This window comes from Comamonas sp. 23 (genome assembly GCF_049601575.1).
GTDB lineage: Bacteria > Pseudomonadota > Gammaproteobacteria > Burkholderiales > Burkholderiaceae_C > Comamonas > Comamonas squillarum.
In genome coordinates this window covers 3,660,637-3,687,285 of the sequence record NZ_CP187127.1, presented here as the reverse complement: position 1 = coordinate 3,687,285, position 26,649 = coordinate 3,660,637, and the positions used below count along the sequence as shown (strand labels likewise).

26 protein-coding genes are annotated in these 26,649 nt (G+C 63.0%); 13 read left to right on the top strand and 13 right to left on the bottom strand.

Annotated elements, in window-relative coordinates; all coding sequences use genetic code 11:
• The first annotated feature begins 8 nt into the window (after window positions 1–8).
• The 4 genes from ACPEE1_RS16735 (at window position 9) to ACPEE1_RS16720 (ending at window position 4,738) form a co-directional block, all read left to right on the top strand.
• The gene (locus ACPEE1_RS16735; protein ID WP_182345261.1) at window positions 9–941 is read left to right on the top strand and encodes an electron transfer flavoprotein subunit alpha/FixB family protein; all 933 of its coding nucleotides are present in this window, start codon (window positions 9–11) and stop codon (window positions 939–941) included.
• A gap of 175 nt (window positions 942–1,116) precedes the next feature.
• Window positions 1,117–2,910: an acyl-CoA dehydrogenase gene (locus ACPEE1_RS16730; RefSeq protein ID WP_260719149.1), complete on the top strand. Its 1,794-nt coding sequence runs from the start codon at window positions 1,117–1,119 to the stop codon at window positions 2,908–2,910.
• A gap of 107 nt (window positions 2,911–3,017) precedes the next feature.
• Complete coding sequence (locus ACPEE1_RS16725; protein WP_260719150.1) at window positions 3,018–4,007, top strand: NAD(P)H-dependent flavin oxidoreductase; 990 nt, start codon at window positions 3,018–3,020, stop codon at window positions 4,005–4,007.
• Window positions 4,008–4,192: 185 nt separating this feature from the next.
• A complete protein-coding gene (locus tag ACPEE1_RS16720) occupies window positions 4,193–4,738 on the top strand; it encodes a hypothetical protein (protein ID WP_423933990.1) in 546 nt (181 codons plus the stop codon).
• On the opposite strand, the gene ACPEE1_RS16715 is transcribed toward ACPEE1_RS16720, so the two are convergent.
• Together ACPEE1_RS16715 and ACPEE1_RS16710 are read right to left on the bottom strand one after the other, a co-directional pair.
• Entirely contained in the window at window positions 4,735–5,220 is a 486-nt protein-coding gene (locus tag ACPEE1_RS16715; protein WP_423933988.1) for a hypothetical protein, read from the bottom strand. The two genes, ACPEE1_RS16720 and ACPEE1_RS16715, sit on opposite strands and share 4 nt — an antisense overlap.
• Before the next feature lies 1 nt (window position 5,221).
• A complete protein-coding gene (locus tag ACPEE1_RS16710) occupies window positions 5,222–5,806 on the bottom strand; it encodes a GbsR/MarR family transcriptional regulator (protein WP_182345264.1) in 585 nt (194 codons plus the stop codon).
• A gap of 209 nt (window positions 5,807–6,015) precedes the next feature.
• Between ACPEE1_RS16710 and ACPEE1_RS16705 the strand changes: the two genes are divergently transcribed.
• Entirely contained in the window at window positions 6,016–7,200 is a 1,185-nt protein-coding gene (locus ACPEE1_RS16705) for an acyltransferase family protein (protein WP_332839223.1), read from the top strand.
• A gap of 34 nt (window positions 7,201–7,234) precedes the next feature.
• Here ACPEE1_RS16705 and rnk read toward each other — a convergent pair whose 3' ends face one another.
• A complete protein-coding gene (gene rnk, locus ACPEE1_RS16700) occupies window positions 7,235–7,648 on the bottom strand; it encodes a nucleoside diphosphate kinase regulator (RefSeq protein WP_116924943.1) in 414 nt (137 codons plus the stop codon).
• A gap of 275 nt (window positions 7,649–7,923) precedes the next feature.
• Between rnk and ACPEE1_RS16695 the strand changes: the two genes are divergently transcribed.
• Window positions 7,924–9,117: a PA0069 family radical SAM protein gene (locus ACPEE1_RS16695; RefSeq protein WP_409935215.1), complete on the top strand. Its 1,194-nt coding sequence runs from the start codon at window positions 7,924–7,926 to the stop codon at window positions 9,115–9,117.
• Here the strand turns inward: ACPEE1_RS16695 and ACPEE1_RS16690 are convergent.
• From ACPEE1_RS16690 to ACPEE1_RS16655, 8 genes are all read right to left on the bottom strand, one after another.
• Window positions 9,114–10,973, bottom strand: a complete 1,860-nt coding sequence (locus ACPEE1_RS16690; RefSeq protein ID WP_182345267.1) for a phosphoethanolamine transferase — start codon at window positions 10,971–10,973, stop codon at window positions 9,114–9,116. The genes ACPEE1_RS16695 and ACPEE1_RS16690 overlap by 4 nt on opposite strands.
• 123 nt (window positions 10,974–11,096) lie before the next feature.
• Complete coding sequence (locus tag ACPEE1_RS16685; RefSeq protein WP_182345268.1) at window positions 11,097–12,407, bottom strand: citrate synthase; 1,311 nt, start codon at window positions 12,405–12,407, stop codon at window positions 11,097–11,099.
• 20 nt (window positions 12,408–12,427) lie between these two features.
• A complete protein-coding gene (locus ACPEE1_RS16680) occupies window positions 12,428–12,721 on the bottom strand; it encodes a succinate dehydrogenase assembly factor 2 (RefSeq protein WP_116924947.1) in 294 nt (97 codons plus the stop codon).
• Between the two features lie 15 nt (window positions 12,722–12,736).
• Window positions 12,737–13,441, bottom strand: a complete 705-nt coding sequence (locus ACPEE1_RS16675; RefSeq protein WP_021026927.1) for a succinate dehydrogenase iron-sulfur subunit — start codon at window positions 13,439–13,441, stop codon at window positions 12,737–12,739.
• A 31-nt stretch (window positions 13,442–13,472) separates the two neighbouring features.
• Window positions 13,473–15,278, bottom strand: a complete 1,806-nt coding sequence (gene sdhA / locus ACPEE1_RS16670) for a succinate dehydrogenase flavoprotein subunit (RefSeq protein WP_182345269.1) — start codon at window positions 15,276–15,278, stop codon at window positions 13,473–13,475.
• A gap of 22 nt (window positions 15,279–15,300) precedes the next feature.
• Window positions 15,301–15,666 carry a succinate dehydrogenase, hydrophobic membrane anchor protein gene (gene sdhD, locus ACPEE1_RS16665; RefSeq protein WP_133858580.1) on the bottom strand — a complete coding sequence of 122 codons (366 nt, stop codon included), beginning with the start codon at window positions 15,664–15,666 and terminating at the stop codon, window positions 15,301–15,303.
• A gap of 43 nt (window positions 15,667–15,709) precedes the next feature.
• Window positions 15,710–16,144: a succinate dehydrogenase, cytochrome b556 subunit gene (sdhC, locus tag ACPEE1_RS16660; protein ID WP_182345270.1), complete on the bottom strand. Its 435-nt coding sequence runs from the start codon at window positions 16,142–16,144 to the stop codon at window positions 15,710–15,712.
• A 135-nt stretch (window positions 16,145–16,279) separates the two neighbouring features.
• Window positions 16,280–17,074 carry a GntR family transcriptional regulator gene (locus tag ACPEE1_RS16655; protein WP_021026923.1) on the bottom strand — a complete coding sequence of 265 codons (795 nt, stop codon included), beginning with the start codon at window positions 17,072–17,074 and terminating at the stop codon, window positions 16,280–16,282.
• Window positions 17,075–17,351: 277 nt separating this feature from the next.
• Here ACPEE1_RS16655 and ACPEE1_RS16650 point away from each other — a divergent pair, with 277 nt between their 5' ends.
• The 6 genes from ACPEE1_RS16650 to ACPEE1_RS16625 all read left to right on the top strand — a co-directional run bounded on the left by ACPEE1_RS16650 (window position 17,352) and on the right by ACPEE1_RS16625 (window position 24,120).
• Window positions 17,352–18,338, top strand: coding sequence for a malate dehydrogenase (locus ACPEE1_RS16650; protein ID WP_116924951.1), 987 nt, complete (start codon window positions 17,352–17,354; stop codon window positions 18,336–18,338).
• A gap of 16 nt (window positions 18,339–18,354) precedes the next feature.
• Window positions 18,355–19,143, top strand: coding sequence for a trans-aconitate 2-methyltransferase (gene tam, locus ACPEE1_RS16645; RefSeq protein WP_116924952.1), 789 nt, complete (start codon window positions 18,355–18,357; stop codon window positions 19,141–19,143).
• A 12-nt stretch (window positions 19,144–19,155) separates the two neighbouring features.
• The gene (locus ACPEE1_RS16640; RefSeq protein WP_116924953.1) at window positions 19,156–20,142 is read left to right on the top strand and encodes an HpcH/HpaI aldolase/citrate lyase family protein; all 987 of its coding nucleotides are present in this window, start codon (window positions 19,156–19,158) and stop codon (window positions 20,140–20,142) included.
• Window positions 20,143–20,195: 53 nt separating this feature from the next.
• The gene (locus ACPEE1_RS16635) at window positions 20,196–20,789 is read left to right on the top strand and encodes a hypothetical protein (protein ID WP_116924954.1); all 594 of its coding nucleotides are present in this window, start codon (window positions 20,196–20,198) and stop codon (window positions 20,787–20,789) included.
• A gap of 70 nt (window positions 20,790–20,859) precedes the next feature.
• The gene (gene acnB / locus ACPEE1_RS16630; protein ID WP_423933978.1) at window positions 20,860–23,445 is read left to right on the top strand and encodes a bifunctional aconitate hydratase 2/2-methylisocitrate dehydratase; all 2,586 of its coding nucleotides are present in this window, start codon (window positions 20,860–20,862) and stop codon (window positions 23,443–23,445) included.
• 225 nt (window positions 23,446–23,670) lie between these two features.
• Entirely contained in the window at window positions 23,671–24,120 is a 450-nt protein-coding gene (locus tag ACPEE1_RS16625) for a hypothetical protein (protein WP_116924956.1), read from the top strand.
• Window positions 24,121–24,404: 284 nt separating this feature from the next.
• Here the strand turns inward: ACPEE1_RS16625 and ACPEE1_RS16620 are convergent, their stop codons facing one another.
• Window positions 24,405–24,698 carry a hypothetical protein gene (locus ACPEE1_RS16620; protein WP_312990331.1) on the bottom strand — a complete coding sequence of 98 codons (294 nt, stop codon included), beginning with the start codon at window positions 24,696–24,698 and terminating at the stop codon, window positions 24,405–24,407.
• 269 nt (window positions 24,699–24,967) lie between these two features.
• On the opposite strand from ACPEE1_RS16620, the gene ACPEE1_RS16615 reads away from it, so the two are divergent.
• Window positions 24,968–25,645 carry a 7-cyano-7-deazaguanine/7-aminomethyl-7-deazaguanine transporter gene (locus ACPEE1_RS16615; protein ID WP_116924958.1) on the top strand — a complete coding sequence of 226 codons (678 nt, stop codon included), beginning with the start codon at window positions 24,968–24,970 and terminating at the stop codon, window positions 25,643–25,645.
• A gap of 442 nt (window positions 25,646–26,087) precedes the next feature.
• Here the strand turns inward: ACPEE1_RS16615 and bfr are convergent, their stop codons facing one another.
• Window positions 26,088–26,552 (bottom strand): bacterioferritin, encoded by a 465-nt coding sequence (bfr, locus tag ACPEE1_RS16610; RefSeq protein WP_116925234.1) that lies wholly within the window; start codon window positions 26,550–26,552, stop codon window positions 26,088–26,090.
• Window positions 26,553–26,649: the final 97 nt, after the last annotated feature.

Sequence of the window (26,649 nt, the reverse complement as noted above, 5' to 3'; positions counted from 1 at the left end):
CGATAGACATGACCGCTCTCGTTATTGCAGAACACGACAACCAAACGATCAAGACCGCCACGCTCAACACCGTCACCGCAGCCCTGGCTTGCGGCGGCGATGTGCATGTGCTGGTAGCGGGCGAAGGCGCAGCAGCTGCAGCCCAGGCCGCAGCCCAGATCGCAGGCGTTGCCAAAGTCATCCTGGCCGATGGCCCGGCGCTGAAAGACGGCCTGGCCGAAAACCTGGCCGCGCAAGTGCTGGCCATTGCCGGCAACTACAGCCACATCCTGGCGCCAGCCACTGCCTCGGGCAAGAACGTGGCGCCACGCGTGGCAGCCAAGCTGGACGTGGCCCAGATCAGCGACATCACCAAGGTGGTGAGCGCCGACACCTTCGAGCGCCCCATCTACGCGGGCAATGCCATTGCCACCGTGCAATCGATCGATGCCACCAAGGTCATCACCGTGCGCGGCACCGGCTTTGACGCCGCAGCGGCCACCGGCGGCTCGGCCTCGGTCGAGAACGCGGCAGCCGCCGCTGACAGCGGCAAGAGCAGCTTTGTGGGCCGCGAAGTGACCAAGAACGACCGCCCGGAACTCACGGCAGCGAAGATCATCGTCTCCGGTGGCCGGGCGCTGGGCAGCGCCGAGAAGTTCAACGAAGTGATGACCCCGCTGGCCGACAAGCTGGGCGCGGCCATTGGCGCGAGCCGCGCAGCGGTGGATGCGGGCTACGCGCCCAACGACCTGCAAGTGGGCCAGACCGGCAAGATCGTCGCGCCCCAGCTGTATGTGGCAGCGGGCATCTCGGGCGCGATCCAGCATCTGGCCGGCATGAAGGACTCCAAGGTGATCGTGGCGATCAACAAGGACGAAGAAGCGCCGATCTTCAGCGTGGCCGACTATGGCCTGGTGGCCGATCTGTTTGAGGCTGTGCCTGAGATGGCCAGCAAGCTGTAAAAACGTGCCTGCAACCACCCCACGCCGCCACAGCATCCCGCTGACGCTGGATGTGAGGGGCAGCGTGGTGGTAGGCAAAAGCACATCAAGGCATCCCCTGGGGGATGCCTTTTTTTGTGTGTGCGGCGCACCCGAACCACGAGCAATGACAAGACGATAAGACGAGGAGACAACGATGAGCTACAAGGCACCTGTCAAGGACATGCTGTTTGCGATGGAGCACCTGGCCCGCATCGACCAGGTGGCACAGATCCCCGGTTTTGAAGAAGCGGGGCTGGAGACGGCGCAGGCCGTGCTGGAGGAATGCGCACGCTTTAACGAAGAGGTGGTGGCGCCGCTGAATGTGGTGGGAGACCTGCAGCCCTCGACCTGGAAGGATGGCCAGGTCAGCACCACGGCGGGGTTCAAGGAGGCCTTTGCGCAGTATGTGCAAGGCGGCTGGCAGGGCCTGCAGCACCCGGTGGATGCCGGCGGCCAGGGCTTGCCCAAGACGATTGGCGCGGCCTGTGTGGAGATGCTCAACAGTGCCAACATGAGCTTTGCGCTCTGCCCCTTGCTCACCGATGGCGCCATCGAGGCCTTGCTGACCGCCGGCAGCGATGCGCTGAAAACGACCTACCTGGACAAGCTGGTCTCCGGCCAGTGGACCGGCACGATGAACCTGACCGAGCCCCAGGCCGGCTCGGACCTGGCGTTGGTGCGCACGCGCGCCGAGCGGCAGGGCGATGGCAGCTACCAGGTCTTTGGCACCAAGATCTTCATCACCTACGGTGAGCACGACATGGCCGAGAACATCGTGCACCTGGTGCTGGCCCGGGTGGCGGGAGCGCCCGATGGCGTCAAGGGCATCAGCCTGTTTGTGGTGCCCAAGTTCCTGGTCCATGCCGATGGCACGCTGGGCGCGCGCAACGATGTGCACTGCGTGAGCATTGAGCACAAGCTGGGCATCAAGGCCTCCCCCACCTGTGTGCTGCAGTATGGCGACCACGGCGGTGCCACCGGCTTCTTGGTGGGCGAAGAGAACCGGGGCCTGGAGTACATGTTCATCATGATGAACGCGGCCCGCTATGCCGTGGGCCTGCAGGGCGTGGCCATTGCCGAGCGGGCCTACCAGCAGGCAGCGGCCTTTGCCAAGGAGCGTGTGCAAAGCCGCCCGGTCGATGGCAGTGTGGCCGGCAGCGCCACCATCATCCACCACCCCGATGTGCGCCGCATGCTGATGACCATGCGCGCCTACACCGAAGGCTGCCGCGCGATGGCCTTGACGGCAGCTGCCGCCTTTGATGCCGCCCATGCCCATCCCGACCAGCAGGTGCGCCAGGACAACCAGGCGTTCTACGAATTCATGGTGCCGCTCATCAAGGGCTACAGCACCGAGATGAGCCAGGAGGTGACCAGCCTGGGCGTGCAGGTGCACGGTGGCATGGGCTTTATCGAGGAGACGGGCGCCGCCCAGCACTACCGCGATGCCAAGATTTTGACCATCTATGAAGGCACGACCGCCATCCAGGCCAATGACCTGGTGGGCCGCAAGACCGCGCGCGATGGCGGCCAGGCTGCGCGTGGCATCGCCAGCCAGATTGCGCAGACCGAGCAGGCGCTGAAGGCCAGCAGCTCGGGCGCTGCCCAGGCTTTTGTGCGTGCGCTGGCGCAGGCGCGGCAGGACTTTTTGGCCGTGGTCGACTACGTGGTGGCCGGCAGCAAGACCGCGCCCAACGATGTGTTTGCGGCCAGCGTGCCGTATCTGATGCTGGCGGGCAATCTGGTGGCCGGTTGGCAGATGGGCCGGGCCTTGCTGGCAGCCGAGCAGCAACTGAGCCAAGGCGCGGGCGACAAGGCGTTTCTCGAAGCCAAGGTGACAACCGCACATTTCTATGCCACGCATATTTTGGTAAAAACCTCGGCATTGCGTGAAGAAATCCTGCATGGTGCGGCCCCGGTGATGGCGCTGCCGCAGGACAGCTTCTGAGCGCCATGCCCCCACACAAAGCCCCCCCGTGCGCCTGGGCCAAGGTACACGGGGTCTGCGCCGCCCAAGCGACGCAGCAGGCTTTTGCCCTTTGAAGGAGACCTTGTATGTCCAAACTTCCCGGCGCGTTGCAGAACGTGCCTTTCCCGGTCATCGGCTCGCCGCTGTTCATCGTCAGCAACCCGCAGTTGCTGATTGCGCAGTGCAAGGCCGGCATCGTCGGCTCCATGCCGGCGCTCAATGCCCGCCCGGCCGAGCAGCTCGATGACTGGCTGGCCGAAATCACCGAAACCCTGGCCGCGCACAACCGCGCCCACCCAGACCAGCCCGCCGCGCCATTTGCCATCAACCAGATCGTGCACCGGACCAACGAGCGTCTGGAGCATGACATGGCGCTGTGCGAAAAGTACAAGGTGCCCATTTTGATCACCTCGCTGGGTGCACGCGAGGACGTGTTCCAGGCCGCCCATTCCTGGGGCGGTGTGGTGATGCACGACATCATCAACAACAGCTTTGCACACAAGGCCATCGACAAGGGGGCCGATGGCCTGATTGCCGTGGCCGCTGGTGCCGGTGGCCATGCGGGCATCAAGAGCCCGTTTGCGCTGGTGCAGGAAATCCGTGAATGGTTTGACGGCCCGCTGGCCTTGTCGGGCAGCATTGCCCATGGCCGTGCGGTGCTGGCAGCCCAGGCCATGGGCGCCGACTTTGCCTATATCGGCTCGGCCTTTATCGCCACCGATGAGGCGCGCGCCGTCGAAGAGTACAAGCAGATGATCGTCAGCTCCAACTCGGACGACATCATCTACAGCAACCTGTTCACTGGCGTGCATGGCAACTACCTGAGCCCGTCGATCCGCGCAGCTGGCATGGACCCGGACAACCTGCCGGTCTCCGACCCCAGCTCGATGAGCTTTGGCAAGGAGCGCAAGGCCTGGAAAGACATCTGGGGCAGTGGCCAGGGCATCGGCGCCATCAAGCAGGTGGTGCCCGCTGCCGAGCTGGTGGCCCGGCTCAAGCGCGAGTACTTCGACGCCCGCGACGCGCTGCTGGCTGGCGGCCCGAGCCGCGCGTCAGCTACTGCACAGGCGGCGTAACGCGCAGATACCTACACCGGCCGCCTGGGCTGAACTTTGGCCCTGCGGCGCTGTCCAACCGCGCTTGACGGCTACGGTGTGATGCGATGGAGAATCAGTTTTTTGCCCAGGGTGCCCCCCAGCCGCTGCAGCGCCGCCGCTGCCTGTTATGGGCTGCCGCTGCCTTGGTGGCTATGGCTGGCCTTATGACCAGCGTGGCGCAGGCTGCCGATGCCAGCCTGCCTGCCGGTGCACGCAGCATCCGCATCAGCCAGGCGCAACTGCAGCAGGCAGTCGCTGCCAAGTTTCCGCTGGCCCGCTCCTGGCAGGGCATGGTCGTCATCCAGCTGCAAAAGCCCAGCGTGCAATTGCTGACAGCCAGCAACAGCCTGCGAGCCGCCTTCGATATCTGGGTGACCGAGAAGCTGATGGGCAACGAATACCCTGGCCAGATGACCCTGGATTTTGGCCTGGCCTTCGATGACGCCGAAGCCAGCATTCGCCTGCACAACGTGCGTGTGCAGCAGCTGCAGATGCAGGGCGTGCCTGCTGCCTACCAGGGCATGTTCCAGACCTATGCGCCCCGCCTGGCCGAGCAGGTATTGCAAGGCCTGCTGGTCTATGAGCTGCCGGCCAGCCAGCGCATGCTGCTGCAAGGCCTGGGCTATACGGTCGAGCGCATGGAGGTGCAGGAGCAAGGCCTGCGCATTGTGCTGGCGCCCAAGACAGCCACTGCTGTGCCAGCGCGTTAGGCCAGCGTGTAGGGGTAGTGGGCGGATAAGCCTGGTGCCAGTTGCTCCATCAGCGCCAAGGCTTGCAGTACCACATCCTGCCCCTGGTCCATCCCCTGGTCTTGCGCAGCTTCGAGCTGCGCCATCAGATCGGCCAGTTGCAGCCATTGCCCGGCATCGATACCCAGCGGCTGGGGCAGGGCATCAGGCCCGGCAGCGTGGTCCAGAAAGGCAACGGCCTGCTGCTGGTCACGGCTCAGCAGCCAGGCGTCACCGGTGCCCGAGCAGGCAAACACCCACCAGTCCTGGCCCAGCATGGCCAACGGGGCGTCGCGCCCCCAGGTCTCTTGGGCCGCGGCCAGGTGGTCCAGCAGCACAAAATCGCCGGCGATCTCGGTCGTGGGCAGGCCATGACCGGGCATCAGGCCAGGCACCACAGCGGGCCAGGTGCTGCCGGGCCAGAGCCGCTGGGCAATGGCAGCCGGCGCTTGCAGGGCCAGCATCTCAGTCGTTGCCTTCCTTGCGGGCGGGCGATTTTCCGGTCAGCCGGTCCTTGAGGGTCAGCACCCGGGTGACGGCGCTGCCCATGCCCATCAGCTGCAGGGCGGTGTCGGGGTTGAGGCGCTGCACATCGTCAAACCAGGTCATCAGTTTGTCGATCAGGTCGTACATCTCCTGCATGCGCTGCTGGGCGTACTGCTCATCGGCGGAATGGGTTTCCTGCAGCAGGGCCGAGCGCAGCATCGACTGCGTGGGTTCGATCTCGCGGCGGCGGCGCTCTTCGGCCAGGGTGCGAAAGATCTCCCAGACATCAGCCGGCGCTTCAAAGTATTCGCGCCGGTCGCCCGGCTGGTGGCGCATATGCACCAGGCGCCAGGATTGCAGCTCCTTCAAGCCCATGCTGACATTGGAGCGCGAGAACGACAGGCCCTCGGCAATCTCGTCGGCATTGATCGGCTGGGGCGAGAGAAAGATCAGCGCGTAGATCTGGCCCACGGTGCGGTTGATGCCCCAGCGGCTGCCCATCTCGCCAAAATGTGACACGAATTGGCGGGTGAGCTCGGGCAGCGGCGTTGGGGCTTGTTTCATGGCTGTGATTATCGGTTTTTTCTGGAAGCACTGAAATGCCCAGGCCGCCGCCACCCGGCCAACCACCCGGCGCCGTGTAAAGAAGGCAGATTTCGCTCGATCAGCGGGGCGGCAGCGTCAACGGGCGCGGATCCCCAGGCGTTACACAAGCAGTGGCACTGCGCGCGCGGTGCCACACCTTTGTCAGAACATTGCCAGCCTGCGCTGCCATGGCTTGCCCATTGTGGTGTCGCTGGCCAGAGACTATCTTGCCTACCACAACAACCCATAACAAACGAAATCTGTGGCTGGACATGACCAAAGGGGCTTGCTGTGCTGCCATCGTCTGGCACCACCTGGCTTTCTACGGCCCGATGTCGGATGTCGCAGCGCAAGTCACCCCCGGCATCATTGACTGGCTGGCGGAATATGCGCGCATTGCCGTGCAGATTTTTCTGGTCATGGGCGGCTTTCTGTCGGCGGCCAGCCTGGCCCCGCAAGGTGTGGCCCGCTTTGGCAGCCCGCTGGCCAAGATCGGCCAGCGCGCGCTGCGCCTGCTCGCGCCTTACTCCGTCGCGCTGTTGCTGGCCGTGCTCATCGCAGCGCTGGTGCGGCCCTGGTTTGCCCACGACTCCGTCCCCGCCGAGCCTACCTGGCAGCAGCTGATCGCCAATGCGCTGATGCTGCAGGACATCAGCGGCGAAGATGCGCTGTCGGCCGGCGTTTGGTACGTGGCGATTGACTTCCAGCTGTTTGCCGCCGTCACCTTGCTGTTTGCATGGAGCCGCCGCTGGGCCCGCCAGTGGCTGGGCCTGCAGCTGGGTCAGTGGGTGGTTCTGGCGCTGACGGCCATGTCGCTCCTGGTGTTCAACCGCCACAGTGAGCTGGACATGTGGTTTGTTTACTTTATCGGTGCCTATGGCATGGGCATGCTGGCCTTCTGGGGCAGCCAAAGCGCCAAGCCCTGGTCCTGGACGGCCTGTCTGCTGGCGCTGGGTCTCGTGTCACTGGAGGTCGATTTCCGCCTGCGCATTGCGGTGGCGCTGTGCGGCGCCGTCGCGCTGCTGTGGCTGATGCGCCTGCCGCACGACAGCCGCCTGGTCGACTGGCTGGGCCGCCAGGCGCCCGTGCGCTGGCTGCAGTCGCTCGGCCAAATGGGCTACTCGGTGTTTCTGGTGCACTTTTCCATCGTGGTGCTGTGCAACGCGGTGGTCTCGCATGTCTGGCCCAGCCAGCCCTGGCTCAACTGGCTGGGCATGGGCCTGGCCTTTGCGCTGTCGCTGCTGGCCGGGCGCGCGCTCTACCTGGGGGTGGAGGCGCGCACGCCCAGCCTGCGCTCTGTGGCTCGCTGGGAGCTGGGCCTGGTCGGCGGCGGTCTGCTGGTGACCCTGGTGGGCGCACGCTTGTCGATGTAAGCACGCCCTTTGCCGGCTCTGGTCTGTTGGCCGCTCAGCGGTGCAGATCGCCAGCGCGCTCGGGCTGGTAGCTGATGCCGGTCACGCGCACGGTCATGGTCTTTCCTCCCACGGAGGGCCAGGCCAACTGGTCGCCAATCGCCAGGCCCAGCAGCGCACTGCCCACCGGTGCAAATACCGAAATCTTGCTGCTGGTGTCGTCCAGGTCCTTGGGGTAGACCAGGGTCAGCTGGAACTGCTTGCCCGATTCGGCAATGTCGAAGTTGACGCTGGAGTTCATCGTCACCACATCCGGCGGAATATCGCTGGGCTCCACGATATCGGCTCGGGCAATCTCGGCCTCCAGATCCGCCTTGCCGGGGAAGGCACTGGCCGGCATGGCCTCCAGCAGCGCTTCAAGGCGGTCCACATCCAGGGATGACAGGATGAGTTGGGGTTTGCGAGACATGAAAACTTCCTCCGGAGTATGTAATCCCCGAATGTAGGCTATGCCCCATTTCGCACCAAAACGGTGCGAATAGCCCTGGTGCAGGCGGCGCTTGCAGAGGCTGCCGGGATGGCGGACAATGCATGAAATACTGTATATAAAAACAGTCATAATCCGTTAGTATGCCTGCCCGCCATCCCTCCACCCACACCGTTGACTCTGCCCCGTTTGAAGACGCACAGACCCTGCACCGCTGCGCGGACGAGCTGGATGGGCCTGTGCCGGTGCGTGTGCCACTGCCGGTGGCCCGCAAGGGGCGCGGCGCGGTTGGCACGCCCCGCCACCGTTTTGCCAGCGATGTGCGGGAATGGGCCGACGATGGCTGGACCCCAGCAGCTGCTCAAGCGGCCGTCGGCGCTGATCCAGAATTGGATCTGGAAGAAGGCGCCTGGTGGCAGCAGGACGCCGAGAGCCTGCCGACCCAGGTGCACGCGGAGCGGGCGCGCAGCGCGATCCAGAAAAACGACTCACCCGATATCTTCTTTGATCACTCGGTCAACCCCTACCGGGGCTGCGAGCATGGCTGCATCTACTGCTATGCCAGGCCGTACCACAGCTACCTGAACCTCTCGCCGGGGCTGGATTTTGAAACCCAGCTGTTTGCCAAGACCAATATTGCCCAGGTGCTCAAGGCCGAGATCAGCCGCCCGCGCTACCAGCCGGCCTCGCTCAATATCGGCTCGGCCACCGATTGCTACCAGCCCATCGAGCGGGAGCTGGGCCTGACGCGGCAGCTGATCGAGGTGCTCAGTGAGGCCGAGCATCCTTTTTCACTGATCACCAAGAGCAGTGCGGTGGAGCGCGATATCGACCTGATCGCCGCTGCAGCGCGCAAGAATGCGGCGGCCGTCTACATCACGATCACCAGCCTGGACCCACAGCTGACCCGCCTGCTCGAGCCCCGGGCTGCGGCGCCGCACCGGCGGCTGCGCACCATACGCCAACTGGCGGAGGCCGGCATTCCGGTCGGGGTGAGCGTCGCACCCCATATTCCGTTTTTGACCGAGGACATGGAAGAGGTACTGGCGGCCGCGCGCGAGGCCGGCGCCACCACGGCCTTCTACACCGTGCTGCGCCTGCCTTGGGAGCTCAACGGCGTGTTCCAGCAGTGGCTGCAGGCCCATTACCCGCAGCGCGCAGCCCGGGTAATGCAGCGGGTGCGCGACCTGCACCAGATCAGCGAGGCCGACCGGCTGCGCGGCAAGAGCTATGACAGCCAGTCGTTCAGCCGCATGAAAGGCCAGGGCCTGTGGGCCGACCTGGTGCGCCAGCGCTTTGTGCGGGCCTGCGCGCAGCTGGGCTATGGGCGCGAGCGGCAAGAGATGGATTGGCGCGGTTTTGAGGCCTGGCGCGCCCAGCAGCTGCAGCAGACAGTGCGCCAGGCGGGCGCCGCGCAGGCGCCGCACCCGGGGCAGGGCACGCTGTTTTAGCCGCGCTTGCGTGCAGCAGCGACCGTGGTCGGCGGCTGCGCTGCAACGGTTGCTGGAGCAGAGGCAGACGCCAGGTGCGCCAAAGTGGCGGGCGGTGCAGAGCGGCCCTTGCAGCTGGCAAAAATATCCAGATCGGGCTGGTGCAGCGCGGTCTGCACATCGGTGAGGCCCAGCATCGAGTGGAACAGGTTGTCGTGGCTGATGCGGGCAGTGCCCACGGCCTGCTGCAGGCAGCTGGTGCTGATGCCCATGCGTTGCTGCATCGCGGGCGAGAGCCAGGTGATCCAGGGCACATGCTTTTGGACATCGGGTGCGACGGAGTAGGGCAGGCCGTGCAGGTAGATGTTGTTCTCGCCCAGCGATTCGCCATGGTCGGCCACATACATCATCGCCGTGGGCTGGCGCTGGCCCTTGCTGGCGAGCCAGTCGATCAGGCTGCCGAGCATGCGGTCGGTGGCAACGACGCTGTTGTCATAGGCATTGATCAGCGATGCGCGGTCGCAGGACTGTAGGTTGACGTTGTTGCACTCGGGGCTGAAGCGCTTGTCCTGGCCCAGCGAACGCTTGAAATAGGCCGGGCCATGGCTGCCCATCTGGTGCAGCACCACCACCACGCCTTTGGCGCGTTGCTCGGCGGGCAGCGCATTGATGCGTTCATCGAGGCCTTCGAGCAGGGCCATGTCCACGCATTCGCCGTCCTGGCACAGCGCCTTACGGGCCGCGGCGGGCAGGTCCGTCTCGGTATTGGCGTTGTGCACGCGGGCGCAAACGCCCTTGCAGCCCGATTGGTTCTCGACCCAGAGCACAGCCAGGCCGGCGCGCTGCAAGACATCGAGCAGGTTTTCATAGGATTTGTTGCTGTCCTGGCTGCTGCGCCCCAGGTGGGAGAACATGCAGGGCACCGACACGGCGGTGCTGGTGCCGCAGGACCAGGCGTTGGTGGCGATGGCGAGGTCCTGGCGGGCGGACAGCAAAGGCGTCGTGGGACGCTCATAGCCATTGGTCGCAAAATTGCCGGCGCGGCCGGTCTCGCCGACGACCAGCGCATAGATCGGGAAGCTGGTCTGGCCAGCATAGCTGGCACCCAGCTTGGCATCTTCGCCAATCGGGTACAGCGTGGTGTCGCGGTGGTGAATTTGCTGGGCCACCAGGTTGCCTGCGGCGTAGACGGTGGACAGCGGGTTCATCATGTAGCGCAGGTTGGTGTGGTTACGCATGGCTGACGAGATGGGGCGAAAACCCGCCACCACCACGACGGCCATGGCCAGGACCGCCAGCAGCACCATGCCCAGCTGCTGGAGCACTGGGCGCCAGCCCTTGCGGTGGGGCAGGGTCTGGCGCCAGATCCACCAGGTGGGGGGAATAGCGATGGCGCCCACGGTGACCACCAAGCTCCAGTGCAGCAGGTCGGCCGCTTCCTTCACATCGGTTTGCAGCACATTGACGAGCATCGAGGCATCGATGGCAATGCCGTAGTTCAGCATGAAGCAGGCAGCAAACGCGGCGATCCAGCACAGCGCGATCATCACCGGTTTGGCGGCGCGGCCCCAGCTGAGCAGGTTCAAGAGGGCCCAGCAAGCGCAGGCAATGGCCAGGCCCAGGCTCAGGCCCAGCACCCACTGCTGGGCGCTGCTCAGGCCGTCTGCCTGCGAGAGGGCCTTCCACAAGGCCAGATTGCCCACGCTGGCCAGCCACAGGCTGACGACCAGGCTCCACAGCCACACGGGACGTGCGGGCGGGCTACTGCTGGTTGTGGCCAGGTCGGCGCTGAAGGGCAACGCGGCCGAGTGGGGCGGAAACGCCGCGGTGTCGGCGGCCTTGCCTGTGGGGGTGATAAACCGGGCAAAGAAATTCATCCCGCCATGGTCGGCTGGCTAGCTTAACAAGTGATTAATAGGACCAGCGCCATAAAAAAACCCGCCGAAGCGGGTTTTTGGAGAGGGTCTGGTGCAGGGCCAGGCAGCGCCTGGCCGGTGCTATCAGCGCTTGGCGATAGGTTGCACGTCGCGGACCACCGAGCCAGTGTAGAGCTGGCGTGGACGGCCAATCTTGTACTCGGGATCGGCCATTTGCTCGTTGAGCTGGGCGATCCAGCCGACGGTGCGGGCCAGCGCGAAGATGCCGGTGAACAGCTTCACAGGGATGCCGATGGCGCGTTGCACGATGCCCGAATAGAAGTCCACGTTCGGGTACAGCTTGCGCGAGACGAAGTAGTCGTCTTCCAGAGCGATCTTCTCGACTTGCTTGGCCAGTGCGAACAGCGGATCGTTTTCCAGGCCCAGCTCGGCCAGGATCTCGTTGCAGGTTTCCTGCATCAGCTTGGCGCGTGGGTCGTAGTTCTTGTAGACGCGGTGGCCAAAGCCCATCAGCTTGACGCCGCTGGACTTGTCCTTGACCTGCTCCATGAACTCGCCGACCTTGGCGATGCCGCCGTTGGCCTGGATGTTTTCCAGCATGTTCAGACAGGCTTCGTTAGCGCCGCCGTGGGCAGGGCCCCACAGACAGGCAACGCCGGCGGAGATGGCCGCAAACGGGTTGGTGCCCGAGGAGCCGCACAGGCGCACGGTCGAGGTCGACGCGTTTTGCTCGTGGTCTGCGTGCAGGATGAAGATGCGGTCGAGCGCGCGCTCTACCACCGGGTTCACCACATACTCTTCACAGGGGTTGCCGAACATCATGCGCATGAAGTTGCCTGCATAGGACAGGTCATTCTTCGGGTACATGTAAGGCTGGCCCGTGCCGTACTTGTAGGCCATGGCCACCAGGGTTGGCAGCTTGGCGATCAAGCGGATCGCAGCGATGTTGCGGTGCTCGGGGTTGGTGATGTCGGTGCTGTCGTGGTAGAAGGCCGACATGCCACCCACCAGACCCGTCAGAACGGCCATGGGGTGCGCATCGCGGCGGAAACCACGCAGGAAGAACTGCATCTGCTCGTTGACCATGGTGTGCTTGGTCACCGTGTCTTCGAACTCGGCCTTCTGCGTGGCATTGGGCAGCTCGCCGTACAGCAGCAGGTAGCAGGTTTCGAGGTAGTTGCAGTTCTTGGCCAGTTGCTCGATCGGGTAGCCGCGGTACAGCAGCTCGCCCTTGTCACCATCGATATAGGTGATGGCCGACTGGCAGGCAGCCGTCGAGAGGAAACCGGGGTCGTACGTGAACATGCCGGTCTGCGCGTACAGCTTGCGGATGTCGATGACATCCGGGCCGATCGAGCCCTGGTAAACCGGAAGGTCTACGCTTGCTGCGCCGTTGCTAAACGATAGCGTGGCTTTGTTGTCTGCTAGTTTCATAAAACTGGTTCCTTCTCGAGTTAGTCCGCAAGAGATGCACGTGGTTTTCGGCTGCGCAGCATCTCCAGCACTTCATGAACATCTGGCGTGTCGAGGTCGCCTGTTGGTTCCTTGCGCTTGAGCATCAAGTCCAGCAGGTCGTTGTCCGACAGGTTCATCAAAGTGGTCAGCCCTTGCGCCTGGCGGACATTCAGGCTTGCTCCGTATGTGCGGAAGAACTGCTCGACGAAGATGTCGTTCTCCACCAGGCCTCGGCGGCTACGCCAGCGCAGCAGATCGCGCGCACGTTCATCCAGCAGTTCGTTTTCCATCATTGCTCAATCTGGTTCTTACACCGCACGGCGAACCATCAATTCCTTGATCTTGCCAATCGCCTTGGTGGGGTTGAGGTGCTTGGGGCACACGTCCACGCAGTTCATGATGGTGTGGCAACGGAACAGACGGTAGGGGTCTTCCAGGTTGTCCAGGCGCTCACCGGTGTGGTCATCGCGGCTGTCGGCGATGAAGCGGTAGGCCTGCAGCAAACCGGCGGGGCCCACGAACTTGTCGGGGTTCCACCAGAACGAGGGGCAGCTGGTCGAGCAACTGGCGCACAGAATGCACTCGTACAGGCCGTTGAGCTCTTCGCGCTCTTCGGGCGACTGCAGGCGCTCCTTCTCGTTGGCGACAAAGCTGTCGGCCATCAGGTAGGGCTTGATCGAGTGGTACTGCTTGAAGAACTGGGTCATGTCCACGATCAGGTCGCGGATCACGGGCAGACCGGGCAGGGGCTTCAAGACGATGTCACCCTTGAGGGTGTTCATGTTCGTCAGGCACGCCAGACCGTTCTTGCCGTTGATGTTCATCGCGTCCGAGCCGCACACGCCTTCGCGGCAGGAGCGGCGGAACGAGATCGATGGGTCGAGCTCCTTGAGCTTGACCAGGGCGTCCAGCAGCATGCGCTCATGACCGTCGAGCTCCACCTCCACCGTCTGCATGTAGGGCTTGGCATCTTTATCGGGATCGTAGCGATAGATTTTGAAAGTACGCTTCATTTTGGGATGTTCTTTCGTGGGCTGCGTGGATTTAGAAGGTACGGACCTTGGGCGGTACCGACGGCACGGTCAGCGGCTTGAGTTGCACTGGCTTGTACTCCAGGCTGTTGGCAGCGCTGTACCACAGGGTGTGCTTGAGCCAGTCGATATCATTGCGGCCCAGTGGGTACTTGGGGTCATCGGCAGGGTGCTCGTAGTCATCCACGGTGTGGGCGCCACGGCATTCCTTGCGGGCGGCGGCCGAGACCATGGTGGCTTGCGCCACTTCGATCAGGTTGGCCACTTCCAGCGCTTCCATGCGAGCGGTGTTCCAGACCTTGGACTTGTCCTTCAAGGTGACGCCACCGACGCGGGCGCGGATGTCGGCAATCTTCTTGACGCCTTCGTCCATGCTCTTTTGCGTGCGGAACACACCGGCGTGCAGCTGCATGCAGGCGCGGATGTCGTTGGCCACGTCCTGCGCGTATTCGCCGCTGGTCGACTCGTCGAGCTTGTTGAGGCGCGACAGCGAGAAGTCCGATGCGTTCTCAGGCATCGGCTTGAATTCGCCATAGCCATTGACGTAGTTGACGATGTGCTTGCCGGCCGACTTGCCAAAGACCAGCAGGTCCAGCAGCGAGTTCGTGCCCAGGCGGTTGGCGCCGTGCACCGACACGCAGGAGCATTCGCCCACAGCGTAGAGACCGTTGACCACTTTGTTTTCTTGACCATCCCAGACAACGACCTGGCCGTTGATGTTGGTGGGAATACCGCCCATCTGGTAGTGGATGGTGGGCACCACAGGAATCGGTTCCTTGGTGATGTCCACGTTGGCGAAGTTGTGGCCGATCTCTTCCACCGAAGGCAGGCGCTTGCGGATGGTATCTGCACCCAGGTGGGTCATGTCCAGCAGGATGTAGTCCTTGTTCGGACCGCAGCCACGGCCTTCCTTGATTTCCTGGTCCATTGAGCGCGAGACGAAGTCGCGTGGCGCCAGATCCTTCAGGGTTGGCGCATAGCGCTCCATGAAACGCTCGCCATCGCTGTTGCGCAGAATAGCGCCTTCACCGCGGCAGCCTTCGGTCAGCAGCACGCCCGCGCCGGCCACGCCGGTGGGGTGGAACTGCCAGAACTCCATGTCCTGCAGCGGGATGCCTGCGCGTGCAGCCATGCCCAGGCCGTCGCCGGTGTTGATGAAGGCATTGGTCGATGCCTGGAAGATACGGCCTGCGCCGCCGGTGGCCAGCAGAACCGCCTTGGCGTGCAGCTCGTACAGGTCGCCGGTTTCCAGCTCGATGGCGGTCACGCCGATCACGTCACCGGATTCGTCGCGGATCAGGTCCAGCGCCATCCACTCGACGAAGAAGTTGGTCTTGGACTTGACGTTTTGCTGGTAGAGCGTGTGCAGCATCGCGTGGCCGGTACGGTCAGCCGCTGCGCAAGCGCGTTGCACGGGCTTTTCGCCATGGTTGGCGGTGTGGCCGCCGAAGGGGCGCTGGTAGATCGTGCCATCGGGGTTGCGGTCGAAAGGCATGCCGAAGTGTTCCAGCTCGTACACCACCTTGGGTGCTTCGCGGCACATGAACTCGATCGCATCCTGGTCACCGAGCCAGTCCGAGCCCTTGATGGTGTCGTAGAAGTGCCATTCCCAGTTGTCGGGCGACATGTTGCCCAGCGAGGCGGACACGCCACCTTGCGCTGCCACGGTGTGCGAGCGGGTGGGGAAAACCTTGGACAAGGCAGCCACGGACAGGCCAGCCTTGGACAGTTCCAGCGCAGCGCGCAGACCGGAGCCGCCTGCGCCGATGATGACGACATCAAACTTGCGCTTGGTGATGTTCTCTTTTGTATAGCTCATTGTTCTCTTTCAATCGCGGGTATCACAGACGCCACAGAACCTGCAGGCCCCAGCCGAGGCAGCCCACCAGCCAGACCAACACAAAAATCTGCAGCACCAGGCGCAGGCCGACGGGCTGGACGTAGTCCATGAGGATTTCACGCATGCCCACCCAGGCGTGGTAGGCCAAGGCCACCAGGGTGCCCACCGTGATGAACTTCATCCACTGGTGGGAGAAGATGCCTGCCCACTGTTCGTAGCCGATGGGGCCCTTGATCATCAGCACCTGGGCCAGCAGGGCCACGGTGAACAAGGCCATCAGCAAGCCGGTGATGCGCTGGGCCAGCCAGTCGCGCAAACCGTAGTGCGCACCGGTCACGACGCGTTTGGAGCCGTAATTGACGGACATGGGGAATCCTTTCTTATTTATCAGTAAATGCAGTCGCGGGCGATCAGTACAGGCCAAACAGCTTGGCACCCAGGATGGCGGTCAGCGCCAGGCTGATGGCAAAGCAGACTATGGCCGAGCTCTTGCCGAATTCCTTGTTGACCGACTTGTGCGAGACATCCATCCAGATGTGGCGCAGGCCAGCGCAGAAGTGGTGCAGGTAGGCCCAGATGAGCGCCAGCACGGCCAGCTTGATGAACCAGCCCGCAAAAATACCGGCGCCGGTGTTGAAGGCGGCGGTGAAGCGGGCGTAGGAGAATTCGGAGGAGATCGAGGTGTCGAGCAGCCAGACCACAAAGGGCAGCAGGAAGAACATCACCAGGCCGCTGGCGCGGTGCAGGATCGACAGCTTGGCTGCTACCGGCAAGCGGTAGGTGGTGAGGTCCGAAATGGGGTTGATATTGCGAAACTCAGGCCGCTTCTTCGTGGTATCTGTCATGGTGTGAAATCTTTCGTGGATGTAACTGCTATGTAATCGCTAGGCTCAAACCTGCAAAATTTTATTGCAATGCAGCGCGCAGGTCTAAGGGTTTCTCTTTAACCCCGTGGTGACTACTCAGACTTGACCGGTGCATTAGCTCAGGGTATTGCTGTAATGGTGGGTGTCCGTCCGATAAAGACCTCGTCGTAATTCCATGGGAACATCGTTATAGGTGTAAGCGACACGCTCGACGCTCAGCAGGGGGGTCTGGCCGTCGATATCGAGCAATTGGGCCTGTGCCGCATCGGGCAGCACGGCACGCAGCTTTTCCTGGGCGCGCACCATGCGCACGCCGTACTCCACCTCGAACATCGCATAGGTGGCGCCGGGGTAGTCGCGCATCTGCTCGGCCGTCAGGCCCTTGAAGCTGCTGCTGGGCAGCCAGATGTCTTCGACAATCGTGGGAATGCCGGCAAACACCAGCACGCGGCGCACATGGATCAGCGACTCGCCCGTGGGTACCTGCAGCAGCTTGCAGATCTCGCTGGCGCCCTTGATGCTGCGGCAGGAGATGATGTTGCGCTGTGCCGGGCCTTCTTCGTTGAGGTCGCCGCTGTCCGGAAGCAGACGCAAGAAGCGGTACTGCACATTGCGCTCGGCATGGGTGGCCACAAAGGTGCCCTTGCCCTGGCGGCGCAGCAGCAGGTTGTCGGCAGCCAGCTCGTCGATGGCCTTGCGCACGGTGCCTTGGCTGACGCGGTAGCGGGCGGCCAGCTCCATCTCGCTGGGGATCATCTCGCCCGGTTTCCAGGCGCCGGCCTCCAGGCTTTGCAGGATCAGGCCCTTGATTTGTTGGTAGAGGGGGCTGAATGCCGGGGTCGCACCACCCACGCTGTCGCCAGCGGACGTGATTCCGGTGTCGTTTGCATTGGGGGTGGAAGATGTCATGCGCTTGTCTTGGGAGAGATTCAATCTCTCAGGTGTCACAGTGGATGTGACATCCAACGGTTCAAATTTACAGCGCGCATTGTATAGCGCATCCGGGGTCAATCATATCTTATATAAGACATAAGACAAATTGACTGAGTGATCTGTTCAAGAGTACACTTACGCGCTGTTTACAGACCTGCCATCGGGGGATCCCGATCGCTGATTCCAGTCGTTTGACACCCTCTCCGATGCTGGCCTGCTTGGACACCTCATTTCTATTTTCTGGAGTTTTCCCATGAGCAAGAAGCCCGTACGTGTCGCCGTCACCGGTGCCGCTGGTCAAATCGGTTATGCCCTGTTGTTCCGCATCGCTTCGGGCGAAATGCTGGGCAAGGACCAGCCTGTCATCCTGCAACTGCTGGAAATTCCTGACGAGAAGGCACAGAACGCGCTCAAGGGCGTGATCATGGAGCTGGAAGACTGCGCTTTCCCGCTGCTGGCCGGTATCGAAGCCCACAGCGATCCGCTGCAAGCCTTCAAGGACACCGATTACGCGCTGCTCGTGGGTGCCCGTCCTCGCGGCCCAGGCATGGAGCGTGCTGACCTGCTGGCTGCCAATGCCCAGATCTTCACCGCCCAGGGCAAGGCCCTGAACGCTGTCGCTTCGCGCAACGTCAAAGTGCTGGTGGTCGGCAACCCTGCCAACACCAATGCCTACATCGCGATGAAGTCGGCTCCCGACCTGCCAGCGAAGAACTTCACCGCCATGCTGCGTCTGGACCACAACCGCGCTGCCTCGCAACTGGCTGCCAAGGCTGGCTTCAAGGTCGGCGACATCCGCAAGCTGACCGTCTGGGGCAACCACTCGCCCACCATGTACGCTGACTACCGTTTCGCGACCGTGGACGGCAAGTCGGTCAAGGACGCGATCAACGACCAGACCTGGAATAAGGACGTGTTCCTGCCTACCGTGGGCAAGCGTGGCGCCGCCATCATTGCCGCTCGTGGCCTGTCGTCGGCTGCATCGGCAGCGAATGCCGCCATCGACCACATGCGTGACTGGGCCCTGGGCTCGGCGGGCGAATGGGTCACCATGGGCGTGCCTTCGAACGGCGAATACGGCATCCCAGCGGGCATCATCTTCGGCTTCCCCGTGACCACCGAAAACGGCGAATACAAGATCGTCGAAGGTCTGGAAATCGACGCGTTCTCGCAAGAATGCATCGACAAGACCCTGGCTGAGCTGCAAGGCGAGCAAGACGGCGTCAAGCACCTGCTGTAATCCAAGGCCGATCCGCATGCTTGCATGGAATGCCCAGCTCTACAGCCGGTTCGAGGACGAGCGCACGCGCCCGGCCGCCGAACTGCTGGCGCGCGTGGCCCTGCCCAGCGATACCGCCTATGTGGTGGATCTGGGTTGCGGGCCGGGCAATTCCACCGAGCTGCTGGCCCAGCGCTTCGTGCAGGCACGGGTGCTGGGTATCGACCAGTCGCAAGACATGCTGGCCGCTGCGCGCCAGCGTCTTGCGCAGGTGCATTTTGAGCAGGGCGACATCGCCCACTGGCAGGCTCCACTGCACAACGGTCGTTTGCCCGACCTGATTTTTGCCAATGCGGCCCTGCAATGGGTGCCGGGCCACGCGCAGCTGCTGCCCCGCTTGATGGGCATGTTGGCCCCCGGTGGTGTGCTGGCCGTGCAGATGCCCGACAACCGCGATGAGCCCACCCACCGCCTGATGCGTGAGGTGGCAGCGCTGCAGCCCTGGGCTGCAGAAATCGGCGATCCGCATGCCTTGCGCACGGATTTGCTGTCTTTGAATGATTACTACGATGTGTTGGCCCGTGGTGCGCAGGTGGATGCCTGGCGTACGGCGTACCAGCACCCAATGGACAGTGCGGAGGCGATTGTCCAATGGGTTCGTGGCACGGGTCTGAGACCCTTTCTCCAGCCTCTGCGTGCCGAGTTGCAAACCAGCTTTGTGGCCGAGTACACCCGCCGCATCGATGCCGCCTACGGCCTGCGCAGCGATGGCCAGCGCCTGCTGGCCTTTCCCCGCTTGTTTTTGGTGGCCAAGCGCCCCATCTGACGATTAGTAGCCATGAGTGTCTCCGCCATCCATCCCGCACAGGTACTGCTGGGCGCCCAGTCTGGGGCCCTGGCACTGCCGGTCTGCGACCACTACAGCGGTGTGGAAGACCGCATGCGCAAAAGCCTGGCCTTGCAGGCACAGATGATGCAAGAGTTTGGCCGCTGCGTGTTCGATGTGACCTTGGACTGCGAAGACGGCGCGGCCGTCGGCCAGGAAAAGGCCCATGCCCGGCTGGTTGCGTCGCTGGCCAAGAACGCCGCGCCCGGCGCCCGGGTTGCTGCCCGCGTGCATGCGGCCGACCACGCCGCGCTGGCCGAAGATATCGCCACCATCGCCGGTGAGGCGGGCGAGCAGCTCTGCCACATTATGGTGCCCAAGGTCGAGTCGGTCGATGACATCGACCAGGTCGACCGCTTGCTGCAAGCGGCCACCAGCACCCCGGTGCCGCTGCATGCGCTGATCGAGTCGCCCCAGGCGGTGCACCGCGCTTTCGAGATTGCGGCCCACCCCCGCGTGCAAAGCATCAGCTTTGGCCTGATGGATTTTGTCTCTGCCCATGGCGGCGCCATCCCCTCGAGCGCGATGGGCGTGCAAGGCCAGTTCACGCATCCGCTGGTGCTGCGCGCCAAGCTGGAGATCGCAGCCGCCTGCCACGCCTACGGCAAGGTGCCCTCGCACTGCGTGGTGACCGAGTTCAAGAACCCCGATGCGATGGAGCAGGCGGCCCGCCGTGCCTACGGCGAGCTGGGCTACACCCGCATGTGGAGCATCCACCCCGCGCAGATCCGCCCCATCCTGCAGGCCTTCGCGCCCACGCAGAGCCAGGTCGATGAAGCGGCCCGTATTGTGCGGGCGGCGGCGGACGCGCAATGGGCACCGATCAGCGTCGACGGCGTCTTGCATGACCGTGCAAGTTATCGTTACTTTTGGCAAATTTTGGAGCGTGCCGCGCAGACGGGTTGTCCGTTGCCGGGTACAGTGCGGGAGTGGCTGTAACCATCCGGGTCCAGCCCTTTTCCTGTTTCTTGCGTTGTATCGCGGGAGTTGTTATGAAAAATCGCGTGATTTCTTTGTTGGTCCTGGTGCCTGCGCTGACGTTGTCCATGGGCAGCGTGCAGGCGCAAGAGAAAAAGGCGGCCAAGCCAGTGGCTGCCAAAACCACCGCCGCCAAGAAGGCACCGGCCAAAAAGGCCCCTGCCAAGCGTGCGTCCACCGCCAAAAAGGGCGCAGCGGTTGCCGCTGGTGCCGGTGCAGCCGCTGCGGCCGCGTCCATTCCTGCCCAGCAGACCCTGACCCCCGCCGAGCTGGCCATTGCCGAGCAGGTCTACCAAGGCCGCATCAGCTGCGAGCTGGGTGCCTCGATCAATATCGCCAAGGACTCGGTCAACCCCGGCTACTTCTTCGTTGAAGGCAAGGGCTTCAAGTACCACATGGCTCCCGTGGCCACCTCGACGGGCACCATCCGCCTGGAAGACCAGCACGCTGGCGCCATGTGGCTGCAAGTGGCCAACAAGTCGATGCTGATCAACCGCAAGCTCGGTCAGCGCCTGGCCGACGAATGCATGAGCCCTGAGCAAAACCAGGTTGCCGAAGCCATCAAGAAAAACCCACCTGCCGCACTGTTTGAAGGCAACGGCCGCTGATAAGAACAGCGGCGCGGCTGCCCGAGGCCTTGCGAGCGCCCCACCATTGAAATAGAGAACCGGAGAACGTATGTTGAAAGCCTACCGCGACCATGTGACTGAGCGTGCCGCTCTGGGCATCCCCCCACTGCCGCTGGATGCCAAGCAGGTCGCTGACTTGATCGAGCTGATCAAGAACCCGCCTGCCGGTGAAGAAGCATTTCTGCTCGATCTGCTGACCCACCGCGTGCCGCCAGGCGTGGACGATGCCGCCAAGGTCAAGGCTTCCTTCCTGGCAGCCGTGGCACATGGCGACCTGAAAGTGGCGCTGATCTCCAAGGCCAAGGCCACCGAGCTGCTGGGCACCATGGTGGGTGGTTACAACGTGCATCCGCTCATTGAGCTGCTCGATGACGCAGAAGTGGCCGCCGTGGCTGCCGATGCGCTCAAGAAGACGCTGTTGATGTTCGACTTCTTCAATGACGTCGCAGACAAGGCCAAGGCCGGCAATGCCAAGGCCAAGGAAGTGATGCAAAGCTGGGCCGACGCCGAGTGGTTCACCTCGCGCCCCGAAGTCGACAAGAAGATCACCGTCACCGTGTTCAAGGTGCCCGGCGAGACCAACACCGACGACCTGTCGCCTGCGCCAGACGCCTGGAGCCGCCCCGACATTCCTCTGCACTACCTCGCGATGCTGAAGAACACGCGTCCTGACGCGGCCTTCAAGCCTGAAGAAGACGGCAAGCGCGGCCCGATGCAGTTCATCGACGACCTGAAGAAAAAGGGCCACCTGGTGGCCTACGTCGGCGACGTGGTCGGCACCGGTTCTTCGCGCAAGTCGGCAACCAACTCCATCGTCTGGGCCACCGGCCAGGACATTCCCTTTGTGCCCAACAAGCGCTTTGGTGGTGTGACCCTGGGCGGCAAGATCGCTCCGATCTTCTTCAACACCCAGGAAGACTCGGGCTCGCTGCCGATTGAAGTGGACGTCTCCAAGCTGGAGATGGGCGACGTGATCGACGTGCTGCCCTACGACGGCAAGATCCTCAAGAACGGTGAGACCGTTGCCGAGTTCCAGCTCAAGAGCGATGTGCTGTTTGACGAAGTGCGCGCCGGCGGCCGTATCAACCTGATCATTGGCCGCTCGCTGACCGCCAAGGCCCGCGAAGCGCTGGGCCTGCCCGCATCGACCGTGTTCCGCCTGCCCCAGGCGCCTGCCGAATCCAAGGCCGGCTTCACCTTGGCGCAGAAGATGGTCGGCCGCGCTGTCGGTCTGCCAGAAGGCCAGGGCGTGCGCCCAGGCACCTACTGCGAACCGCGCATGACCACCGTGGGCTCGCAAGACACCACGGGCCCGATGACCCGCGATGAGCTCAAGGACCTCGCTTGCCTGGGCTTCTCCGCCGACATGGTGATGCAGTCCTTCTGCCACACGGCCGCCTACCCCAAGCCCGTGGACGTCAAGACCCACCGCGAACTGCCCAACTTCATCAGCAATCGTGGTGGCGTGGCCTTGCGTCCTGGTGACGGCGTGATCCACAGCTGGCTCAACCGCCTGCTGCTGCCTGATACCGTGGGTACCGGCGGTGACTCGCACACCCGTTTCCCTATCGGCATTTCCTTCCCCGCAGGCTCGGGCCTGGTGGCCTTCGGTGCTGCCACCGGCGTGATGCCTCTGGACATGCCTGAATCGGTGCTGGTGCGCTTCAAGGGCGAAATGCAGCCGGGCGTGACCCTGCGCGATCTGGTGCACGCGATTCCGCTGTACGCGATCAAGGCCGGTCTGCTGACCGTCGCCAAGGCCGGCAAGATCAACGAGTTCTCCGGCCGCATCCTGGAGATCGAAGGCCTGCCAGACCTGAAGGTCGAGCAAGCGTTCGAGCTGTCCGACGCGTCCGCCGAGCGCTCTGCCGCTGGCTGCACGATCAAGCTCAACCCCGAGCCGATCAAGGAATACCTGACCTCGAACGTGGTTCTGATGAAGAACATGATCGCCGACGGTTATGCCGATGCCAAGACGCTGCAGCGCCGTATCGAGAAGGTTGAAGCCTGGCTGGCCAAGCCCGATCTGCTCGAAGCCGACAAGGATGCCGAATACGCGCACATTATCGAGATCGACCTGGCCGACATCAAGGAGCCTATCGTTTGCTGCCCCAACGACCCGGACGACGCCAAGTTCCTGTCCGAGGTGGCCGGCACCAAGATCGATGAAGCCTTCATCGGCTCGTGCATGACCAACATCGGCCACTTCCGCGCTGCAGCCAAGCTGCTGGGCGGCCAGCGTGACATCCCCGTCAAGCTGTGGGTGGCACCACCTACCAAGATGGACCAGAGCGAGCTGATCAAGGAAGGCCATTACGCTGCCTTTGGTACCGCCGGTGCCCGCACCGAAATGCCCGGCTGCTCGCTGTGCATGGGCAACCAGGCCCAGGTGCGCGAAGGCGCGACGGTCATCTCGACCTCGACCCGCAACTTCCCCAACCGCCTGGGCAAGAACACCAATGTGTTCCTGGGCTCGGCCGAGCTGGCCGCGATCGCATCGCGCATCGGCAAGCTGCCCACCAAGGAAGAGTACCTCCAGGAAATGGGCGTGATCGATGCCGACAAGGCCTCCGTCTACCGCTATATGAACTTCAACGAAATCTCGGAATACGCCGAGGTTGCCGAGAAGATCTAAGCCTTTTGGCCTGCGTGCAGGGGTTTGCAGCCTCTGCCCTTGCAACCCGCTTCGGCGGGTTTTTTTACGCCATTTGCGTGGGGTATGCATGCTGCGTCGTGCAGAAAAAACGGAGGTATGCACAATGTTCGCTGGCCGCAGGCTGGCGCCTGTGCGCCCGCGGGCCTGGCTGCGCCAGGTTTGCGCGCCCAAGTTTTGAAATGCCCGACTGGAGAAATGAGTCCGATGACGATGTGGAAATATGTGGTGGCGCTGCTGGTGCCTGGTGTGATGGCCAGTGCCAGCCTGGCGCAGGTGCAGAGTGGCGCCACGGACAGCGCAGCCTCTGCCGAGGTGACAACTGCGCAGGCGACGCCTTGCGACGGCGCGGTGATGTATGCGCTGGACAACTGGTACCAGGTGCAGCGCTGCGAAAGCGCGGGCTTCTTGCTGCCCGAAGACATTGCCCAGAGCAGCGCCGATTTTCTGGCCGCGCACCAGGGCATCGAGCAGGATGTGCGCAGCCAAAGCCCGCGCGCGCAGCAAGCGCTGGCCTTTGCCGGCACCAGCCCCTGGGACTGGAATGACCCGGGCAACCGCAGCACCCTGGAAAACCTCTGCCGCGATACCTTGCAGTCGCAAAAGCGCATGGTGACGGAGCCCAGCTGGCGCGAATCGCTCAGCTGCGCGCGCTGATAGAGCGGAGCGGGCAGGGCGCTCAAACTCCAAACGTCCAGCCTTTGTGGGGCTAACCAATCTGAAGCCTTGCAGCAGCCTGTAAAGCCAGGCTGCCCAGGCCGCCAGGGCCGTGTCGCCAAAGGATCCTCTGCAGAACCCTCGCCAAGCGGGATGGGCGTGGATCGGGATGAGACGCAAGGCGTCTTTTGAAGGCAATAGCCGTAGCTATTGCCGAGGAAGGCAACGCAGCGGATCGCCCGAGACCGCGTTCAGACCACGGCAGGGAGTTTTGCCGAGGGTCCCTAGCCCAGGCGCACGTCGAAGTACGCCTCTTCCACGCCAATCCCCTGAAAGCCCGCCTGCCGCGCCTTGTCAAAGGCCTTGAGCCAGGCGCGTGCCAGCACCTCTTGCTGGGCGGAGATCTCACCGCCTTCGGCGGCATCGGTAAATGCACTCAGGGCTTCGCGCATGTCTTGTTCATCGGGGAAAAACTTGCCGATCTCTCTGGCAAAGCGCGCTTCTGCGCGGTGCTTGAGGGCGGGATCAATGCCGTGGCAATCCTGCAGGCTGATGGCGATAGGGGTAGAGACTTCCATAGATTAGGGTGACTGTTTAAATAAACAGTGTCTAGTATCCCTGCTAACTGTTTATTTGTACAGTTTTTTCATCGCGATAGTCATTGAATGTGTGTGTCGGCTGCGCTGCGCTGGCAAAGCGGGTGGGGCGGCCTTGGGCCCAGTGGCCACCCGGGTTTGCGCAGCGCGTATACAATACGGGCCCCTTGTGCCTGGGAACGCCGCATTGTTCCTGGGCCACTTTTCGTAGCCATGGGTTCCCTCGCCCCCATTGACCAAAAAGGAATGTCATGAACTCCGCTCATGCCGTGCAGACCCCTGTCTCGCGCGTGCCCTTCTATCTCTCCTTGCTGGTGGCCTTCCATATCGCCATCGTCATTGCCAGCAACTACCTGGTGCAGCTGCCCATCTCGCTGTTGGGTTTTCACAGCACCTGGGGGGCTTTCAGCTTTCCCTTTATCTTTCTGGCCACCGACCTGACCGTGCGTCTCATTGGCAAGGCTGAGGCGCGCCGCGTCATCACCCGCGCCATGCTGCCAGCGCTGCTGGTGTCCTATATCGTTGGCGTCATCTTTCATGAAGGGCGCTTCAATGGCTGGGAGGCGCTGCAGACCTTCAACAGTTTTGTCTTCCGCATTGCGCTGGCCAGCTTTGCCGCCTATGTGCTGGGGCAGTTGCTCGACATCCAGGTGTTTGACCGCATTCGCCAAAAGAGCCACGCCTGGTGGATGGCACCCGCTGCCGCCTCGGTGTTTGGCCAGGCGCTCGATACTGCTGCCTTTTTCTCCATCGCCTTCTGGCGCAGTGCCGACCCCTTCATGGCCGCCAACTGGGTGGAGATCGCACTGGTGGACTATGTGATCAAGCTGGCGGTGAGCCTGCTGCTGTTTGTGCCCGCCTATGGCGTGGTGCTGGCCGCGCTGGTGCGCTCGATGCGCATGCCGGCGGCGCCTGCTGCGGCATCCTGAGAGCCTTTGGCAGGTGCCAGCGCCTGAGGGGGCTCTAAGAACCTGTTCAAAGTCTCTACGCAGCCGCGTTGGAGTGCAATCGGGATGAGTTCGAAGGGATAGAACGTAGCTTGCACCTGGGTGCAAGCAAGGGCCAGCGCGCAGAAATCGCCCGATTTCACTCCAACCCGCAGGGACAGTGGCTTTGCGCTGCCCGGGAAGGGGCGCCCGGCTAGGGAGCGGTCTGCGTCGTTGCAAATCCTCGCAATAGCCGGGCTATTGCTGCGGTATTGCGCGGCTGGGCGCCCCCCTCGCATCCCATCTCGCAAAGACACTGTCGCGGCGCGAGGAGACTTTGAACAGGTTCTAAGCTACATGCCGCAATAACAAAGGCCGCCAGAATCAAATATGGCGGCCTTATGCATGGGGCGGTGCGCTTTGGTGGCGCACGGCGCCGTACCAATCAGGTCTGGCTTTGCAGGTAGTTGGGCAGGCCCATCATATGGATCAGGCCGAGTTGCTTTTCCAGCCAGTAGGCATGGTCTTCTTCGGTGTCGCGCAGCTGGGCCAGCAGAATGTCGCGGCTAACATAGTCGCTGTGCTTCTCGCACAGTTCCATGCCCTGGCGCAGGCCGGCACGCACTTCGTATTCGGTGTCCAAGTCCTTTTGCAGCATCTCGGGCACGGTCGCGCCGGGCGTGAATTCCTTGGGGCGCATATCGGGGCGGCCGCCCAGCATCAGGATGCGGCGCAGCAGTGCGTCGGCATGCTGGGTCTCTTCCTGCATCTCATGGTCCAGGCGGGTGAACAGCTTGGTAAAGCCCTGGTCTTCGTAAATGCGCGAGTGGGCAAAGTACTGGTCGCGTGCGGCCAATTCGCCACGCAGCAGGTCCTTGAGGTAGTCGACGACGTCGGGATGGCCTTGCATGTTCTTGTTCTCGGGTGAGTTTGCGAAGCCTGCAGTATCGCGTGTCTGCGTGCGCTTGGTTGCGAAAGCAGCCAAATGCCCATGTAGCACCGCTCTG